This window comes from Alcanivorax xiamenensis (assembly GCF_009846745.1).
Lineage (GTDB): Bacteria > Pseudomonadota > Gammaproteobacteria > Pseudomonadales > Alcanivoracaceae > Alloalcanivorax > Alloalcanivorax xiamenensis.
The window spans coordinates 1-17,068 of the sequence record NZ_AQPF01000012.1; the positions used below are offsets into that span (position 1 = coordinate 1).

Annotated in this window: 15 protein-coding genes; all 15 read left to right on the plus strand. The window is 55.4% G+C overall.

Annotated features, from left to right (window positions below):
• Positions 1-711 precede the first annotated feature (711 nt).
• The 15 genes from A6D6_RS09660 to A6D6_RS09730 all read left to right on the plus strand — a co-directional run bounded on the left by A6D6_RS09660 (position 712) and on the right by A6D6_RS09730 (position 17,057).
• The gene (locus A6D6_RS09660; RefSeq protein ID WP_159660605.1) at positions 712-2,070 is read left to right on the plus strand and encodes an OmpP1/FadL family transporter; all 1,359 of its coding nucleotides are present in this window, start codon (positions 712-714) and stop codon (positions 2,068-2,070) included.
• A gap of 12 nt (positions 2,071-2,082) precedes the next feature.
• The gene (locus tag A6D6_RS09665; protein ID WP_236564061.1) at positions 2,083-5,193 is read left to right on the plus strand and encodes an Ig-like domain-containing domain; all 3,111 of its coding nucleotides are present in this window, start codon (positions 2,083-2,085) and stop codon (positions 5,191-5,193) included.
• Positions 5,194-5,453: 260 nt separating this feature from the next.
• Positions 5,454-6,548 carry a glycine cleavage system aminomethyltransferase GcvT gene (gene gcvT, locus A6D6_RS09670; RefSeq protein WP_159660606.1) on the plus strand — a complete coding sequence of 365 codons (1,095 nt, stop codon included), beginning with the start codon at positions 5,454-5,456 and terminating at the stop codon, positions 6,546-6,548.
• Positions 6,549-6,643: 95 nt separating this feature from the next.
• Positions 6,644-7,030, plus strand: a complete 387-nt coding sequence (gene gcvH / locus A6D6_RS09675; protein WP_133492816.1) for a glycine cleavage system protein GcvH — start codon at positions 6,644-6,646, stop codon at positions 7,028-7,030.
• A gap of 99 nt (positions 7,031-7,129) precedes the next feature.
• Positions 7,130-8,488 carry an aminomethyl-transferring glycine dehydrogenase subunit GcvPA gene (gene gcvPA, locus A6D6_RS09680; RefSeq protein ID WP_159660607.1) on the plus strand — a complete coding sequence of 453 codons (1,359 nt, stop codon included), beginning with the start codon at positions 7,130-7,132 and terminating at the stop codon, positions 8,486-8,488.
• Entirely contained in the window at positions 8,485-9,957 is a 1,473-nt protein-coding gene (gcvPB, locus tag A6D6_RS09685) for an aminomethyl-transferring glycine dehydrogenase subunit GcvPB (protein WP_159660608.1), read from the plus strand. Before gcvPA ends, gcvPB begins: the two co-directional genes overlap by 4 nt.
• 379 nt (positions 9,958-10,336) lie before the next feature.
• The gene (locus A6D6_RS09690; RefSeq protein WP_159660609.1) at positions 10,337-11,263 is read left to right on the plus strand and encodes a hypothetical protein; all 927 of its coding nucleotides are present in this window, start codon (positions 10,337-10,339) and stop codon (positions 11,261-11,263) included.
• Positions 11,264-11,563: 300 nt separating this feature from the next.
• Positions 11,564-12,793, plus strand: coding sequence for a PIN-like domain-containing protein (locus tag A6D6_RS09695; protein WP_159660610.1), 1,230 nt, complete (start codon positions 11,564-11,566; stop codon positions 12,791-12,793).
• Between the two features lie 219 nt (positions 12,794-13,012).
• A complete protein-coding gene (locus A6D6_RS09700; protein ID WP_159660611.1) occupies positions 13,013-13,510 on the plus strand; it encodes a hypothetical protein in 498 nt (165 codons plus the stop codon).
• 90 nt (positions 13,511-13,600) lie between these two features.
• Positions 13,601-13,921 carry a hypothetical protein gene (locus A6D6_RS09705; protein WP_159660612.1) on the plus strand — a complete coding sequence of 107 codons (321 nt, stop codon included), beginning with the start codon at positions 13,601-13,603 and terminating at the stop codon, positions 13,919-13,921.
• 17 nt (positions 13,922-13,938) lie between these two features.
• Positions 13,939-14,133, plus strand: a complete 195-nt coding sequence (locus tag A6D6_RS09710; RefSeq protein WP_159660613.1) for a hypothetical protein — start codon at positions 13,939-13,941, stop codon at positions 14,131-14,133.
• A 151-nt stretch (positions 14,134-14,284) separates the two neighbouring features.
• Complete coding sequence (locus A6D6_RS09715) at positions 14,285-14,929, plus strand: DUF5343 domain-containing protein (RefSeq protein WP_159660614.1); 645 nt, start codon at positions 14,285-14,287, stop codon at positions 14,927-14,929.
• Position 14,930: 1 nt separating this feature from the next.
• Positions 14,931-15,509 (plus strand): Swt1 family HEPN domain-containing protein, encoded by a 579-nt coding sequence (locus A6D6_RS09720; RefSeq protein ID WP_159660615.1) that lies wholly within the window; start codon positions 14,931-14,933, stop codon positions 15,507-15,509.
• Positions 15,510-15,608: 99 nt separating this feature from the next.
• Complete coding sequence (locus A6D6_RS09725; protein ID WP_159660616.1) at positions 15,609-16,076, plus strand: hypothetical protein; 468 nt, start codon at positions 15,609-15,611, stop codon at positions 16,074-16,076.
• Between the two features lie 33 nt (positions 16,077-16,109).
• Positions 16,110-17,057, plus strand: a complete 948-nt coding sequence (locus A6D6_RS09730; RefSeq protein ID WP_201303747.1) for a TIR domain-containing protein — start codon at positions 16,110-16,112, stop codon at positions 17,055-17,057.
• The last annotated feature ends 11 nt before the right edge of the window (positions 17,058-17,068 follow it).

Sequence of the window (17,068 nt, forward strand, 5' to 3'; positions counted from 1 at the left end):
ATGCCAATGCCGGAGGCCGGTAATTCGCCAGCAAGCTGGTCTCCCACGGAGTGTGCGACGAAGCCGCTGTGGGAAGCTTGCCTGCAAGCGAATATGCCAATGCCGGAGGCCGGTAATTCGCCAGCAAGCTAGCTCCCACAGTTTCGCTACGGAGCCGCTGTGAGAGCTTGCCTGCAAGCGAATGCGCCAAACGCCGGAGGCCAAAATTCGCTAGCAAGCTAGCTCCCACAGTTTTGCTACGAAGCCGCTGTGGGAGGCTTGCTTGCAAGCGAATATGCTAGTGCCGGGGATGCATCCGCGTTGCAGATACCATGGCGCCTCTTCCCGCACTGCCAGTAACCCTTATGTAACTTCCGGTAACGGATTTGCGCAAAATGTATGACTAAAATCGGGGCCACTTCAGTGAACACATGATAACTATTTGAGTTTTCATATAAAAATAATGAGTAGCAATCGCATCACTTTTCCCGAAAATTTCCGAAATTTTGCCACTTTTTCTAATTATAAATAACCATGTGGCCCTATATGACCGGATCCAAAGTAGTAAATTCAAGGATCAGTTAACAAATGAAAACTAAAGGTCGCTCAGAGCGTCTCCCTCTCGTTATCCTGTAGACGATACTTGGCAGATTGTTACCCCCTCCAGGTATCCCTTTACCTCGAATAACAAGCGTCTTGCCGTTTCCCGAACGGCTGTATGGAGATGTACCCATGAAAAAGAACAAGGTGCTTCAGGGAGCTGCCCTGGTAGCTTCCATGGGCATGCTCGGTGGTCAGGCCATGGCGAGCATGGGCAACATCGGAACGACCTATGGCGTGCTGCCGTCCGACATCGCTTCCGCTCAAGGGCTTTCCCTGTTCAATACCCAGGTTTCCGCCGTCTACTACAACCCGGCTTACCTCGCCAAGGACCCCCGTGGTGAATTGACCTTCGGCTTGCTGCACGCGGAGCATGAGCTGCGCGCCAACAGCCTGGGTGGCGCCGCGCCGCCAATCCGCAACGGCGACGTGTTGCAGGACTCCCCGTCTCAGCACGTTCTGGTGGGGATGAAAACCGATCTGAGTTCCATGACCCGTTTCAAACATCCGATCTACATGGGTGTGATGCTGGGTGTGGAGAAATACGGCGAGGAGATGATGGCGTTCGAGTCCGCCACCTCCAACGAGGGGCAGTACTTCGAATATGGCCGCCAGCCGTTGTTCCTGGTACTCGGTGGCGCCACGCAGATCTGGCGTGGCCTGGACGCCGGCGCCTCCGCCCGGTTGACCCTGCATTCCGATGCGGAACTGCGCGCCACCACCACCCTGGGTGGCGAGACCAGCTATGAATCCCTGAACGTTTCCGCCAAACCCTCGATCCGCCCGATTCTCAGCATGAACATGGACTGGGGGGAGAGCTTCTGCCCCGATGGCGAGTGCTGGTACAACGGCCTGGAAACCGCGTTGTCCTATCGCGGCTACTCCAATACCAAGACCACCGTTGATGCCAACACGGTGATTCCCGGCACCATCGGCGAACCCGGCCTGTCCCTGGCGGTGACTACTCTGGATTCCTATCAGCCGGATATCTTCGCTCTGGGCATGCTTTACGGTAAGGAGCGCTTCCGCGTCGCCGTTGGCGTGGAGCTGCAGCGCTGGTCCGACCTGGAAGAGGAATTCGAAGGCGACACCATCAAGGATCAGGCCGTGGAAGACGGTATTGGTGTGCTCGAATTCAAGGACATCGTGATTCCGCGCGTCGGCGCCGAGTTCAAGCTATCGCCGAACTACACCGTCACCGGTGGGGTGGCCTACAGCAAATCGCCGCTGGACTCCGACGCCTCGCTGGACGTGAACTACCTGGATGCGGACAAGCTGATCGTCGGTCTCGGGCTCACCGCTCAATTCGATGATCCCCACTTCTTTGCCTTCCCGGTGCGCTTCGACTTGGCCTACCAGTATCAGAAGCTGCGGCCGCGGGACTTCGACTTGTACGCCACCAATTCGCCCAGTTACCCGCAATCCTACGAGCGGGTGGAAGCGGAAGGCGACGTTCACGTCTTCGCCGGTTCGGTAACCCTGAAGTTCTAACGGAGGCTTCCCATGAGCATGCGTATCGTGTTGGCGCTGTGTGGCGCCGCGTTGCTGGCCGCCTGTGGTGGCGGTGGCGGCAGCAGTCAGTCCGTGGACTTCAGTCCGTGGGAACAGATCACGCTGTATTACAGCTACCCCTATAACGCCCAGGCCGGTGTGTCGCCGAACGCGCCGCTGGTACTGGCGTTTTCCGACGCCGTGCCGCAATTGAACGCGGACCAGTTCTCCCTGCGGGGCCCGGATGGCGCCGTCGAGCTGACGCTGGAACAGGTCAACGGCGACAAGAGCGTGGTGCTGACACCGGCCGCGCCGCTGGCGGTGAACAGCGAATACACCCTGACCCTGAACGGGATCGGCGAGGAGGGCGATAAGGCCCTGCTGCCCGGCGGCCAACTGGTCTTCATCACCCGGCCGGCATTGGAAGGGGCAAAGGAAGAACGCAGCAGCGCCGCCACGTTCCAGATGGAACGTATCATCCCCAATGGTGACGATCTGCCGTTCCTGGACTTCTCCTCGGTGCAACTGACCCTGTCCCAGCCCATTGATCCGACCACGGTGAAGTATGGCGAGACCGTGCGTCTGACCCAGGGTGGCGAACTGGTGCCGGCCACCGTACTGGCCAGCGGCCGCTTCCTGACCGTGGACCCCACCGACGGCGAGGACGCCGACGGCAATGCCGTGGATGCTCTGAAAGCCGGTGAGGAGGTCACTCTGGAAGTGACCGGCGACGTGAAAAGTCTGTTCGGTGAATCGCTGACCGCCATCAATCACAGCTTCACTCCGCTGGATACCAAGCCCCGTTCGGTGATGGTGCAGGAAGCGGCCCAGGCGGGTGATCCCGCGGCCGGCTGTCTGGCGACCGACACCACCCGGTCACCCCTCAACAATGAGAGCATCAACTGCGTGCCGGTGAAGTCAAATTTGCTGGGTGACACCACCGTCTCCATGCTCTCCGGCGATGTCTTCGCCGAGCTGGCGTTCGCCCCCAACTTCCCGGACACCACGCCACTGCGCCTGCCGCGCGGCTCGCTGCTGCACGGTGAGCCTTTGGACGTGCTGATCGGCGGCCAGGTGCCGGCCGGTTTCGATTCCGGTGACGTCACCGTGACCATCCTTTCGGATGCCAATGGGTACTTGATGAACGCCCCTTACAGCACGGACCCCAATGCGCCCCGGCGCCTGGTGCTGACCATGGACGTGGCGTTCGATACCGCCGACTCCCGCGCCAACGGCGCCTTCAACCAGGACCTGATGCAAGTGGAACTGGTGGGCACCGCCATCGTCGAGGGCGACCGCCTGGTGGTCGATGCCATCGGCGTGGTGGAGCCGCGCGTGCTGGGCGTGGAGAACGCCTACGGCGTGCTCAGCTTCCACATGGAGTCCTACTCCGACCAGACCATCCCGCGCGAACCGGAACCGGATATGGATGGGCCGGTGCTGAGCTCCTGGGTGCCTGGTGACCACACCAACAAGCAGCGCCCCGGCGACCCGGTGATCCTGACGTTTGATCATCCGCTGGATCCTCAGTCCGTTGAGAAGGACGTGAGCTTGCAATTACTCGGTGCGAATACGCCGGTGGAGTTCGATTATGTGGTGGACGGTTCCTCCATCGTGATCCGTCCGGAAACACCACTGCGGCACAATACCGATTACCAGGTGCTGTTCGACGATCGCCTCACCGACGTGGCCGGCAACCCGGCGCAGCCGCAAACCCTGGACTTCCGCCTGCCGGAATACGTTGAGGGCGAGCAACAGTCTCCGGTGGTGCTCACCGCCTACCCGGGCTTCCCCTGCGTGACCACCGACCGCAATCTGGCTGCCAACGATGCGGGCCGTTGTGCGGGTGGCCAGGACGGCAGCGGTGGAAAGGATAAACCCGAAGACGACCACCTGCCGGTATTGCCCTTGGCCGCCAACCGCCCCATCGCGGTGACCTTCTCCCAGGAAATGAATGAACAGTCCATTCGCGACCATTTCGTTGTGGAAAGCGTGGATGATGCCGGCAATGCCTTGGACGAAGTCACGGGTAAGCTGACCTACATGGGCCGCAAGATCGTTTTCGAACCCGACCAGCCCTGGGAAGAGGGTGTGCTGTACCGGTATACGCTGCCCTCCCAGGAAGGCAGCGTGGACGCCGCCAGCTGCGCGGGGGTTGCGATTTGTGACGTCCGTGGCCTGCCACTGCAAACGCAAATGTTGGCGCAAAACCCGGACGATGCCCCGGTGGCCACCGACGGCGGCCCCAGCATGGAGATCTTTTTCCGTGGCGCGCCGAACACCACCGCGACCCTGCAGCCGCTGCGCAACCTGCCGACTTCGGATGTGAACGCGAACTTCAACGCTGATGATCAAGAAGGAGTACCGTCCCAGGATCAGGAGGTTCTGCGCAATAGTGCCCATATTATTCCTAACCCGGATGGGGCGGCATCGGGAAGCCTTCTACAAGACGCTAATGTGGGATGCGATGTAGGACAGAGTTGTCCCGACGATCAGTACGCTTATATCAACGCGAACCTTGATGTAGAGATTGAAGGGTACCGATCACGCGATGAAATCCGGGCCACCTATGCAGAGACCGAGGTTCCCGCGGAAGTATGGAACTCCGGTGGTGTGCTGGTCTATATCAATCCGACGCGCGTGGTCCTGTCCAGCGTGACGATCTATACCGATCTGATATTGGCTCAAGCGGATCCGGCGCCAACGGGGCCGCAGTTAATGCGTATCCGTTATACCTGCGACGCCTCCGAAGGATGCGATGCGCCGGATTATGGTCGTGTCAGGGGCTGGATCGTCAGCGGGGAGAATTCCCCCAGGTTCATAACCGATCTGAGCTTGTACGTGGATGCGCCCAAACTGGCTCCTCGGGTAACGGCGATAGGGGTTCCCATCTCGATAACCCATAATTTGCGGAGCTACGAGATTGATCTGGCACTTGCCGGTGACGTTACTTTTCTAGAAGACGGGCGTCTCCAAATTGAACAAATCAGCCAGGTGCCCGTGAAGCTGGATGCAACGCTGACAGCGGATATTCTCATAGCTCAGCTAGACGAAATTGTTCACGTCTTCATTCCCACTGAGGGGGCCTTCCTCAACTACCTCAGCGAACCCATCAAGCAATAACCCTTCCTTTGTGCATTACTTCTGCGCACCCTCCGCCGGCCCCTCGGGGCCGGCTCTTTTTATGCCCCCCGAACCATCCATTCGAGACTTCTGTCCGTTCGAAGCCGCTGTGGGAGCGGGCTTGCCCGCGAATGGCCGTTACTCCCAGCCACCGGAAAGCTCTCGGTAGCTCAAAAAACAACCACCCCCGGGCGCTGCCGTCCTAGGCGTTCCCGGCCAGGTTCGTTATCCTTCACTTTCCCTTACTGAGTGGCTTCAACATGGGTCATCGCACACCGCTTTATGACGAACACGTCGCCGTCGGCGGCAAAATGGTGGATTTCGGCGGCTGGGACATGCCCATCCACTACGGCTCCCAGATCGAGGAGCACCACGCCGTGCGCCAGGACGCCGGCATGTTCGACGTCTCCCACATGACCGTGGTGGACGTCTCCGGCACCGGCGCCCGTGATTACCTGCGCCGCCTGCTCGCCAACGACGTCGACAGCATCGAGACCGGCCGCGCCCTGTACTCCGGCATGCTCAACGAGGGCGGCGGCGTGATCGACGATTTGATCGTCTACAAGGGCGACAAGGATTACCGGCTGGTGGTAAATTGCGCCACCCGCGACACTGACCTGGAATGGATGGAGCAGCAGGCCGGCGGCTTCGCCGTGGACATCCGCGAACGCCCTGAATTGGCCATGATCGCCGTGCAGGGGCCCCAGGCCCGTGCCAAGCTGGCCGCTCTGCTGGACGGCGAGCGCCATGACGCGGTGGAAAATCTGTCCGCGTTCGCCTTCGCCGACTGCGGAGACTGGACTATTGCCGGCACTGGCTATACTGGCGAGGATGGCGTGGAAATCATCCTGCCCGGCCATCACGCGGTGGCGCTGTGGAAACAACTGGCGGACGCCGGCGTGCGCCCGGCCGGCCTCGGCGCCCGGGACACCCTGCGTCTGGAAGCGGGCATGAACCTCTACGGCAACGACATGGACGGCACCGTCTCGCCGCTAGAAGCGGCCATGGGCTGGACCGTGAAGTTCAACGAAGGCCGTGATTTCATCGGCCGGGACGCGCTGGAGCGCCAGAAGGAAAAAGGCCACCATCGGCTGGTGGGTCTGGTGCTGGAAGGCAAGGGCGTGCTGCGCGCCCACCAGAAAGTCATCACCGGGGACGGCGAAGGAGCGGAGTTCGAGGGTGAAATCACCAGCGGTACTTTTTCACCGACCCTGGGCAAATCCATTGCCCTGGCCCGGGTGCCCGCCGGCACCAAAGGCCAGGTGCGGGTGGAAATCCGCAAGAAGCACCTGCCCGCGCAGGTGGTACGGCCGCCGTTCGTGCGCAACGGCAAAACGGTGTACAAACCGCTATAGCCGCGTTGTCACGCCTCACGTTTGCAGCATCGCCCTTGTTGGCGTGCCGGCGTGAAGCGTGTTGCGTGTAAGCGTTTTTTAACAGGAGACATACAATGAGCGAGATTCCTGCCGAGTTGCGCTATCGCACCAGCCACGAATGGGTACGCGTGGAAGACGACGTGGCCGTGGTGGGCATCACCGACCACGCCCAGGACGCCATGGGCGACCTGGTCTATGTGGAACTGCCGGAAGTGGGCCAGGTGCTGGCCACCGGCGAAGAAGCCGGCGTGGTGGAATCGGTGAAAGCCGCCTCCGACATTTACGCCCCGGTATCCGGTGAAGTCGTGGCCATCAACGACGCCCTGGAAGACGAGCCCGAGCTGGTCAACCAGGAAGCCTTCGGCAACGGCTGGCTGTTCAAGATCAAAATGGCCGACCCCGGCGAGCTCAAGGAAATGCTCACCGCCGACCAATACCAGGAACAGCTCGACAGCGAGTAACCCTGGTCTGTGGGAGCTGGCTTGCCGGCGATTATTCGCGGGCAAGCCGGCTCCCACACATGTTCAACCCCCGCCAACACCCACCCGGTAACGCCAACCATGCCCTACATCCCCCATACCCCGGACGATGTCTCCGCCATGCTCGACGCCATCGGCGCCGAACGCATCGAGGACCTGTTCGATGAAATTCCCGCTCACCTGAAAGCCGGCAGCAGCCTTGACGCCCTGCCCGAAGGCCGTGGCGAGATGGAAGTGACCCGGCTGATGGCCGAGCGCGCCGAACAGGACCGCTACGCCCTGAGTTTCCTCGGCGGCGGTGCCTACCAGCACCACATCCCGGCGGCGGTATGGGAAATCGCCACCCGTGGGGAATTCTACACCGCCTACACCCCGTACCAGGCGGAAGCCAGCCAGGGCACCCTGCAGGTGATCTACGAATACCAGACCCTGATCGCCCGGCTCACCGGCATGGACGTGGCCAACGCCTCGGTCTACGACGGCGCCTCCGGCCTCGCCGAAGCGGTGCTCATGGCCCTGCGCGCCAACCGCAAATCCAAGAGCAACCGGGTGCTGGTGCCGGAAGCCCTGAACCCGCGCTACCGCAGCGCCTGCGACGCCATTGTCCGTAACCAGGACGTGGCCCTGGACACCGTGCCGTTCTGCGGTCAGGCCGGCCAGACCCTGACGGACAGCCTGAGCAAATACGAGGGCGAGGACTACGCCGCCCTGGTGATCAGCCAGCCCAACTACTTCGGTAGCCTGGAAGACGTGGACGCCCTCACCAACTGGGCCCACGCCAACGGCATGCTGGTGATCGCCGTGGTCAACCCGACCTCTCTGGCTCTGCTCACGCCTCCCGGCGAGTGGGGCTCTGAAGGCGCCGACATCGTCGTCGGCGAAGGCCAACCTCTGGGCATCCCGCTCAGCTCCGGCGGCCCGTACTTCGGCTTCATGGCCTGCAAACAGAAGCACGTGCGGCAAATGCCCGGCCGTATCATCGGCCGCACCGTGGACCTGGAAGGCAAGCAGGGTTTCACCCTCACTCTGCAAGCCCGTGAGCAGCACATCCGCCGCTCCAAGGCCACCAGTAACATCTGCACCAACCAGGGCCTGGCGATGACCGCCGCCACCATCTATATGTCCCTGATCGGCCCGGACGGCCTGGCCAGCGTCGCCGGCCACTGCCACGCCAACACCCAGAAACTGGCGGACAAACTCACCGCCCTCGACGGTGTCGAACGCGCCTTCACCGCGCCCACCTTCCACGAAGTAGTGCTGTTCCTGCCCCAGGACGCGGACACCGTGCTCGCGAAACTGGCGGAGAAGGACATCCTCGGCGGCCTCAGCCTGGCCAAGGACTACGGTATGCAGAACGCAATCCTGGTGAACGCCACCGAAGTACACACCGAGGGCGACCTCGACCTGTTCGTGGCCGCTATGAAAGAGGTGCTGGCATGAGCAACGAAACCAAATTGATCTTCCAACATTCCCGCCCTGGTCGCAGCGCCAACGCCCAAGCCCCCAAGCCGGTGAGTGAGGACCAGCTCTCGGCGATTCCCGCCAGCCTGCGCCGCAAACAGAAACCCGGCCTGCCGGAAGTCAGCGAACTGGACGTGGTGCGCCACTACACCAACCTCTCCAGCAAGAACTTCGCCATCGACAAGCAGTTCTATCCGCTGGGCTCCTGCACCATGAAGTACAACCCGCGCGGCGCCAACCGCGCCGCCATGCTGCCCGGCTTCCTGGCCCGCCATCCGCTGGCCCCGGCCAGCCACAGCCAGGGCTACCTGGCCTGCCTGTACGACCTGCAGAACTTCCTCAAGGAAGTCACCGGCATGAAGGGCGTCTCCCTTGCCCCCATGGCCGGCGCCCAGGGTGAATTCGCCGGCGTCGCCATGATCCGCGCCTACCACGACGCCCGTAACGACGACGGCCGCACCGAGATCCTGATCCCGGAAGCCGCCCACGGCACCAACCCGGCCACCGCCGTCATGTGCGGCTACAAAGTCCGTGAAGTGCCGGTCGGTAAGGACGGCGACGTCGACCTGGAAGCCCTGAAACAAGCCTGCGGCCCGCAAACCGCCGGCCTGATGATGACCAACCCGTCCACCTGCGGCGTGTTCGAACGGCAAATCGAAGCCATCGCCAAAACCGTCCACGACGCCGGCGGCCTGCTCTACTACGACGGCGCCAACCTCAACGCCATCCTCGGCAAGGTGCGCCCCGGCGACATGGGCTTCGACGTCATCCACATGAACCTGCACAAAACCTTCGCCACCCCCCACGGCGGCGGTGGCCCCGGCGCCGGCCCGGTGGGCGTCTCCCAACGCCTGCTGCCGTACCTGCCCACCCCCATGGCGGGCCTGGACGAAGAAAGCGGCGAGTACAACTGGATCGACACCGACACCCTGCCCACCAGCATCGGCCACCTGAGCGCCTTCATGGGCAACGCCGGCGTCCTCCTGCGCGCCTACTTCTACGCCATGGTCCTCGGCCGCGAAGGCATGATCCGCGTCGGCGAATACTCCACCCTCGCCGCCAACTACCTGCTCAAGCGCCTCCAACAGGTCGGCTACACCGCCGCCTACCCGGAACGCCGCGCCAGCCACGAGTTCATCCTCACCCTGGCCAAGGAAGCCAAGGAACTCAACGTCACCGCCATGGACGTGGCCAAGCGCCTGCTCGACTACAACCAGCACGCCCCCACCACCTACTTCCCCCTGCTGGTGCCGGAGTGCCTGCTCATCGAGCCCACTGAAACCGAAAGCAAGGAAGCCATGGACGACTTCATCGCCGCCATGGAAGCCATCCTCCACGAAGCCAAGACCGACCCGGACATGGTCAAGGAAGCGCCGTTCACCCAACCGGTACGCCGCCTAGACGACGTCAAAGCCGCCCGGGAACTCGACCTCACCTGGAGCGAGTAACCTCGCAACAGAGCCCCTCCCCCTGTGGGAGCGGGCTCGCCCGCGAATTCTTTTCCTTCATTGGCTACACCTTCCCCCTTTTCAAGCGCTGCCTCACCCCATACCCAAACCCAATCTGTCCCCTTTTGTCCTTCTGCGACATAAGCGCAACGTGGCTCTGGTGAACCTTGACTTGTGATGTGTGTCACGTTTATTTATTGAGCGTGCGTCCCGAAAAGGCGTGTTTGGGGAAATAACATCACAGAAAAAAGAAGGACTCACTATGGCTTTGTTCGTTCTCAGGATACTTGGTATCAAAGGAGGTTGGCCGCCTATACCTATGACGGAAGGGTTCTGACTGGACTGTGAACAACGATTAATCAAACTGGGGGATATAGTAGTGCCAAGCTCATCACGTGTGGAAGCGTTACTGAATGCCTATTCATTTCATAATTCCAAGCTCTTTTCAGAATTAAGCCAGGACGATATCGCGTTCTATAGCCAACGCTATGAATTGGATCCGGGAGAACGTATCTGGGCTTTTTATAGTCACGCGGTAACCAAATTTAATCCTAAACATGGCGTTCTTCTGACGGATAGAAGGTTGGTGGCTCTCACTGAGCGTGTGGTGGAAGAGGTTGTGGTGGAAAGCTTTCCTTGGGATGAATTGCTCCTTGTTTTGGGCGACATTTCAGTTGGCGCCATAGTTTCAAGGCTACATTTACCAGACGGACGAACAATCCTCTTTACTAATGATGCCTCCAAATTCAAAAAGCTGCTTAATAAAATAATGCCTGAGATCACCGAGCAATCCTCCCAATTCGGGGAAATCGTAACGGAGCAACATCTAAGTGATAGAAGATTTAAGCAGTTTCAACTTAAGGAAAACCCTGAGGGTTTGAGTAAAAGACAGCGCTCTTCTTTTAAAAGGTATCTGGTCTGGGGGACGATAGGGAGTGTAGCGGTCATTCTTGCGGTTGGTGCTCTGACAATGCCTGACAAAGGGCAATTCACGGATGGTGAAATCTGTAGGGCAGGCGTGTCAACAATTATGGGGAAACCATTGTCCATCGTTAGCGTTCGGTGGGCCTCAGATCACTACCGCCTTTCCTATATCAGGAGAGTGGATAACACGCGTTGGAATCTCCGGTGCGAGGTACGGCGCGGTAAAGTTATATGGGCCAGCGAAACGGGACCCTGGAGAACACGTCCGGGAGATGCTCCGGTCTACTGGAGGGTCAATGAGAGTGGCAATGTTCTCACCATAAGAGAGGTTTACGATGATGGCAGCGTCACCTCCAAGACCTATGCCAAAGGTGCTTTTTAGAGAATGTCCTCGAGGTGAGAGATCAGGCCTTGCGTTTTGCCTTCTCGGGAAACCAAGCCTGGATAAACAGAACGTAAGACCTACCCCTAAAGCCTCAGTGATATACGAACCCGAGTTCAACGAAAAATGTCGCAAAAGTCCAGGCGGGGGAAGCGAGGAAATATCTGCAGGCTTTTGATTCCAATAGGGAATTCTGGAATTTGGAGTGGTCGGCAGGCAGGGATATACGACAGAGGGATATACGACAAATGCCGTTGAATTAACTGTTAGATTTCACAAGTAAGTGTCTGGAGGCCTTGAATGAGAGCGAAATACGGCTGGTGTTATCCGCAGACCGATGATGAAATCGCAGCTGTTTGGAATGAAGGAATTCTGACCGTAGATGCCAATGTTCTACTTGATCTTTACAGATATCATGAAGACACTCGAAATGCGTTGCTGGATGCGTTAAAAGGATTTGCCGGCCGTATTTGGCTATCCCACCAAACAGCTGAAGAGTTTTTCCGCAATAGGAAGAAAGTTATTGTTTCCGCGGGAAATTCCTTCAACGATGCGGAAGGCAAGCTTGCTGATATTCAGGCTGGCTTTGTCGATCCTATAAATCGAATCAAAGGGAATCGTATAATTCCCGATTCGGTAGCAGAAGATGTTCAAAAAGCTCTTGATACGGCGATCGTTACCGCTCGCGGGAAAGTTGAAAAAGCAAGAGAGAACCATCCCAACTTTCTACAGAATGATCCCATTTTGGAGACATTGTCGGACTTGTTCGAAAATGCGGTAGGGGAACCATTCGATGACGACACCCTTCAAACCGCGACTCAAGAGGGTAAGCGTCGCGTCGAGAACAAGGTTCCTCCTGGTTACATGGATGCAAAAAAAGACGGTGAAAGACCGTATGGCGATTACTTTATGTGGCGGCAAATTCTCCTACACGCCGCAAAAGAGAAAAAGCCCATTATCTTTGTGACGTCAGAGGCGAAGGAGGATTGGTGGGAAAAGGCGTCGGGCCAAACAACTGGGCTGTATTACGAACTGCAGAAGGAGGCGTATGAAGCCTCTGGAAATAGGTTGCTAGCCTATCGAACGGATAGGTTCTTTCGCTATTCAGAGGAACTTAAAGGCGAGTCGAATGAAAGCGCAGCTGAAGAAATCAGTGCGTTGGTTAAGGCCCGAGCCACGGCTACGCCGCTTGTTCAAGTTATCTCTCAGCATGAGGTCACAGCCAGTCAGTCCAAAAACGAGGGGGCGCTATCTGTAGAACTTCGAAGGCCTGCATATGCTTTTACTTGTAGCGGTCACCTCAATCCGAACATGCAATGTGCGCCGACGATGCGGGTAAGGCTTATTGAGTACCCGGAAGGTCTTCCCAAGCATATAGTTCGGTCGGGGGCCGGGACGACTTTTGATTTCAACATTCACATGAAATCTGTGGCGTTCGAAGAGTACTTGCCCGTTGGTGATTACATTTTTGAGTATGAAGCAAATGCAGAAATAGAGGACGATGACGGCTCTGGAGAACGTGAAATATAACACGCGATGCGGGGTCAGGTCTTGCCATTTGCCTTTGCGAGGCAGCCCCTCCTAAGGGGCAAAAGGCAAGACTTGACCCCATTGTCCACACTCAGTGATATACGAACCCGGGTTCAATGACAAATGTCGAAAAAGTCCAGGCGGGGGAAGCGGGGAAATAGCTGAAGACTATTGTAATTCTGGAATTTGGAGTGGTCGGTAGGCTGGGATATACGACAAATGTCGTTGAATGAACTGTTAAGCAAAAAAGAAGGTGCTATGTCTGAGGCTCACTGGACCCAAATTCTAGCTGCGATGTTAACGCCAACCGTTGCCATCCTCGGCTCCTATATTGCATGGAGGCAGTGGAAAACAGCTGAAAATCGTTTGAAATTTGATCTCTTTGAAAGACGATTTGCTGTTTATAATGCCGCCCGAAAACTTATTGGCTCCATTGCCCAAAGCGGTAAAATAGAAGACGAGAAATTGCGTGATTTTCTTCACGCAACAAGAGAAGCGAAGTGGTTGTTTAATGAACAGCTAGCATCTTATCTTGATAACGAAATTTGGTCTAAAGCTGTTGATCTTCAAACTCTCGACTCTGAGCTGGTGGGTATGCCCGCAGGCGAAGAGCGAACAAATAATATTAGAGAGCAGAGTGAGATAAAAAAATGGCTGGTTGCCCAGATGAGGGAAATGGACAAGAAATTCTCACTCTTTCTTAAGGTTGGACATTGATGCTTAACAAGGCCTAGCAATTCGCAGCCTTCGGCTGCCGGACTCGCCAGACTCGCCGTTGCGGGCGGCGTTATATACAAAGGAGGGGGTATGGGATTCTTCGGCGGGCCTTCTAAAGGCACTCTATTAACTATGTCTCAGGGCATTGCCGCTGTTGCGATGCAGATTCAGATGCTCCAGCAGACTGAAGGCTCGGAAAGAGAAGCCATTTTAGCGAGCATGCGTAATGACGGCGCCCCAAAAAGCATGGATGAGCTTGTTCAAATGGCGGCATCTGTAGTTCGAGAGCAGGGCATGGGCTGGTACAAAAAGAATCAATTTCTCGGGATGATCTTTGGCAGTTTGGTGAACATGGGATTCTCCGCAGCTGACGCAAACTATATCAAGGGTCAAATTGAGCTGCTCTCTTGAAGCGGTGGGAGGGATAAATGTCTATTGTCAGCATTATGGCATTCATAGTGGCTGCCCATAGTACGATTATGATTATCGTACTTCTGGCAAATCCTGATTGGTACGTAAGCAAGGCTATGGCTGCTAGGGTTACTCCAAATATATCTGCTGCAATCACTACCAAAGTGATACTGGCCGTAGTGGCGGTTGCTATAGGTGTATATGCGCTTTGAAGGGCATATAATATGTGCGATGCGGGGTCAGGTCTTGCGTTTTGACTTTTCGGCAAACTAGGTCTGGATAAGAAAAAGGCAAGACCTGACCCCAAATCCATTAACCAAACGTTAGCTGCACCAAATAATAAACATCGAGAAGGAATTTAGAATGGCAAAATCATATCCACCCTACATGAACGCTACAGGGCTTATCAGTAAAATACTAGATAAAATTAAAGTTGCGGCAACACCAGATAGATTTACTCAGGATTACCTCGCTACCGAACTTGGGTTTGGCGGGGGAAGTGCAAGAGCTTTCATTTCTTTCGCCAAGAAAATTGGATTTTTGGGCGGTGATGGAAGCCCAACGGATCTATACAAACAGTTTAGAAACACAAACTCCTCTATAGCTAAAGCCGCTATGGCTGAAGCCATTAAAAAGGGCTACGCAGATATTTATTCCAGAAACGAGTACGCCCATAGCCTGAGCAAGGCCGACCTGGAAGGTCTCATTATGGAGATGACTGGGTCAGAGAAGGGCAATAAAACTGTTCAGGCGGTTGTTAGCTCATTTGAAGCATTGAAAGGGTTTGCAGACTTTGATGTCTCTACGGCAGATATCGTTCACGAAAAACCAGATAGTACAGATACGGAAGTCAACATACCCGTAGGCCAGACTAGTATTTCCGGCGATGATGGCGAAATCGGCCTCAATTTGTCTTATACCATAAATTTGGTACTGCCGAAGACAGATGATGTCGCGGTGTTCAATGCAATATTTAAGAGCTTAAGAGAAAATCTACTGAAGAAATAATATGGAAAACAAAATAAAGCTATTTGCCATTTCCAACCAAATGGCAGAAAGAACATTAGATTATGTCGAGAAGGATCTAAAGATCGATTTAGGTCGAGATTCAGGCCATGAATCGGACAAGGATGAAGAATATTATCCGCAGTTTCAACACTCTATACGTTCTGAAGCAAGAGAAATGGCAATTCATTATGAATTATTCTATTGCTTAGAAGTATCTATACGAAATATCGTAAGTGAAAAGCTGGTGTCAGAGCTCGGTGAAGACTGGTGGAACCAAGCAGAAATTCCCGAACATATTAGGAAAAATGTAAAGGATAATATCCAGCGAGAAATAGACTCAGCATTTACTCAGCGATCAGATGACGAGTTAGATTACACGACGTTTGGTGAGCTGGGTGAAGTTGTTCGAAAGAACTGGGATAAATTTGGTGATCTCTTCAATAGCCAGAAAGGTTTCAACCGAGTCATGAACAACTTGAATCTCCTAAGAGGGCCTATTGCACATTGCAGCCCGCTCGCGGAAGATGAAATAGTTCGACTTCGCCTTACTGTAGGAGATTGGTTTAGGCTGATGGAGTAAGCAGCTAACAAGCGCATGTTGTCGGACTGGTTTTCCGCTGCGCTTCAAACCAGCCGCAAATGCGGGCGTTAGCCAATTGGCGGATCAATGAAACTATGCATGTACCTGAGAAGAATAATACCGCTCCCCAAAATAGTTAAACTCAACTGGGATTTAGCTGCGGTAGAGCGTGCTTATCAGAAAGATATTCAAGCTGCATATAAAGTAAATGATCGAGAAAAAGTCCGCGATTTAAAAGAATCTCAGCACTGGGAGGTGGCCCTTGTTGAAGAAGAGATAGATCATCATCTATCGAAACAGATGCTGAGGAAAGCGAGGAAATTGAGGGTTCCCGTTCCGCACAGAACAACATCCGATCCCGATGGAGATGAATTTTGGACACAGGGGCATCAAACCGGAAACTGGTATCTAACAACCAGAGGTTATGCAGACCTGCGTTTGGCAATAAGAAATGAAGTAAAAGAAAGACATGAAATGAAGTCGCGTTGGATTGTTTGGATGTCTGCCTTAACGGGCTTGGTGGGTACGTGCACTGGTCTATTGGCGGTATTCGGCAAAAGTGGCTAACAATGCAAATCAGTCTGACGGATTTTCTGTTCCTTGTTTTGCGGTTTAACGCTACGTTACCGCAAAACAATCCACTACAAAGCCGCAGCTGTTTGCGGCGTTAGCGGGCAGCCGGAATCGAGTCTTAAAGGGATTTTTATGAGAAAACCCAGAATATTTATAGCTTCAGCGGTGGAAAGCCTGGATGTAGCTGATGCGTTCAACGTAAACCTAGATCATCAGGCTGAGGTCACCGTCTGGAAGCATGGGTTTAACCTTTCTCAAAACACGATTGACTCTCTGGTGAAAATGGCGGAATCAGTGGATTTCGCCATTTTCATTTTCACACCTGATGACATTGCAGAAATTCGAGACCAACAAAAACACATTGTTAGAGATAATGTCGTTTTTGAGCTTGGCCTGTTTGTCGGCACTTTAGGTAAAGAACGATGCTTCATTGTTAAGCCGCGAGACACTGACCTACATTTTCCAACGGACCTATTGGGCCTTACGCCCGCAGACTACAATGGCGGTAGGTCAGACGGAAACTTAGAGGCAGCTGTAAATCATCCATGTGTGCTGATTAAGAAGGAAGTGGCAAATCTAGGCCTTCTTTCTCAGGACCTAAACATTCAGGCAAAGCCTCGCAGAAAGGCCGGATACAACTACAAACTTGGCGACGTTGAACATCGTTTGCTGGCGAAAGTTCTTGAAAGCTACGCCAGTTCTCCAGATGGTGTATCTGTATGGAGTACATTCAACGATCTAAAAGGAGTTGAGCAAGGAATACTGAGCTTGGCAGCGATTAAGTTAGAGCGGGTGGGGTTCTTAGATAAGAGTATTGCTATAGATCACGAGTATAATGATTCTGAGTATTACGCTTTTTCAATAACAGCGGATGGTATAGATTACCTGTTAGAAAATGAGGACTTACTCCACAAAGCAAACGAGAAAGTGGATGCAACTGCTCCAGATGCTTTCGACGAAGATATTCCGTTCTAATTTCTGCGCTA

Excerpts from the sequence above, each read along its gene's own strand:
- A6D6_RS09660 (WP_159660605.1), top strand. The coding sequence starts at position 712 with ATGAAAAAGAACAAGGTGCTTCAGGGAGCTGCCCTGGTAGCTTCCATG.
- A6D6_RS09665 (WP_236564061.1), top strand. The coding sequence starts at position 2,083 with ATGAGCATGCGTATCGTGTTGGCGCTGTGTGGCGCCGCGTTGCTGGCC.
- gcvT (WP_159660606.1), top strand. The coding sequence starts at position 5,454 with ATGGGTCATCGCACACCGCTTTATGACGAACACGTCGCCGTCGGCGGC.
- gcvH (WP_133492816.1), top strand. The coding sequence starts at position 6,644 with ATGAGCGAGATTCCTGCCGAGTTGCGCTATCGCACCAGCCACGAATGG.
- gcvPA (WP_159660607.1), top strand. The coding sequence starts at position 7,130 with ATGCCCTACATCCCCCATACCCCGGACGATGTCTCCGCCATGCTCGAC.
- gcvPB (WP_159660608.1), top strand. The coding sequence starts at position 8,485 with ATGAGCAACGAAACCAAATTGATCTTCCAACATTCCCGCCCTGGTCGC.
- A6D6_RS09695 (WP_159660610.1), top strand. The coding sequence starts at position 11,564 with ATGAGAGCGAAATACGGCTGGTGTTATCCGCAGACCGATGATGAAATC.
- A6D6_RS09700 (WP_159660611.1), top strand. The coding sequence starts at position 13,013 with ATGTCGTTGAATGAACTGTTAAGCAAAAAAGAAGGTGCTATGTCTGAG.
- A6D6_RS09705 (WP_159660612.1), top strand. The coding sequence starts at position 13,601 with ATGGGATTCTTCGGCGGGCCTTCTAAAGGCACTCTATTAACTATGTCT.
- A6D6_RS09710 (WP_159660613.1), top strand. The coding sequence starts at position 13,939 with ATGTCTATTGTCAGCATTATGGCATTCATAGTGGCTGCCCATAGTACG.
- A6D6_RS09715 (WP_159660614.1), top strand. The coding sequence starts at position 14,285 with ATGGCAAAATCATATCCACCCTACATGAACGCTACAGGGCTTATCAGT.
- A6D6_RS09720 (WP_159660615.1), top strand. The coding sequence starts at position 14,931 with ATGGAAAACAAAATAAAGCTATTTGCCATTTCCAACCAAATGGCAGAA.
- A6D6_RS09725 (WP_159660616.1), top strand. The coding sequence starts at position 15,609 with ATGTACCTGAGAAGAATAATACCGCTCCCCAAAATAGTTAAACTCAAC.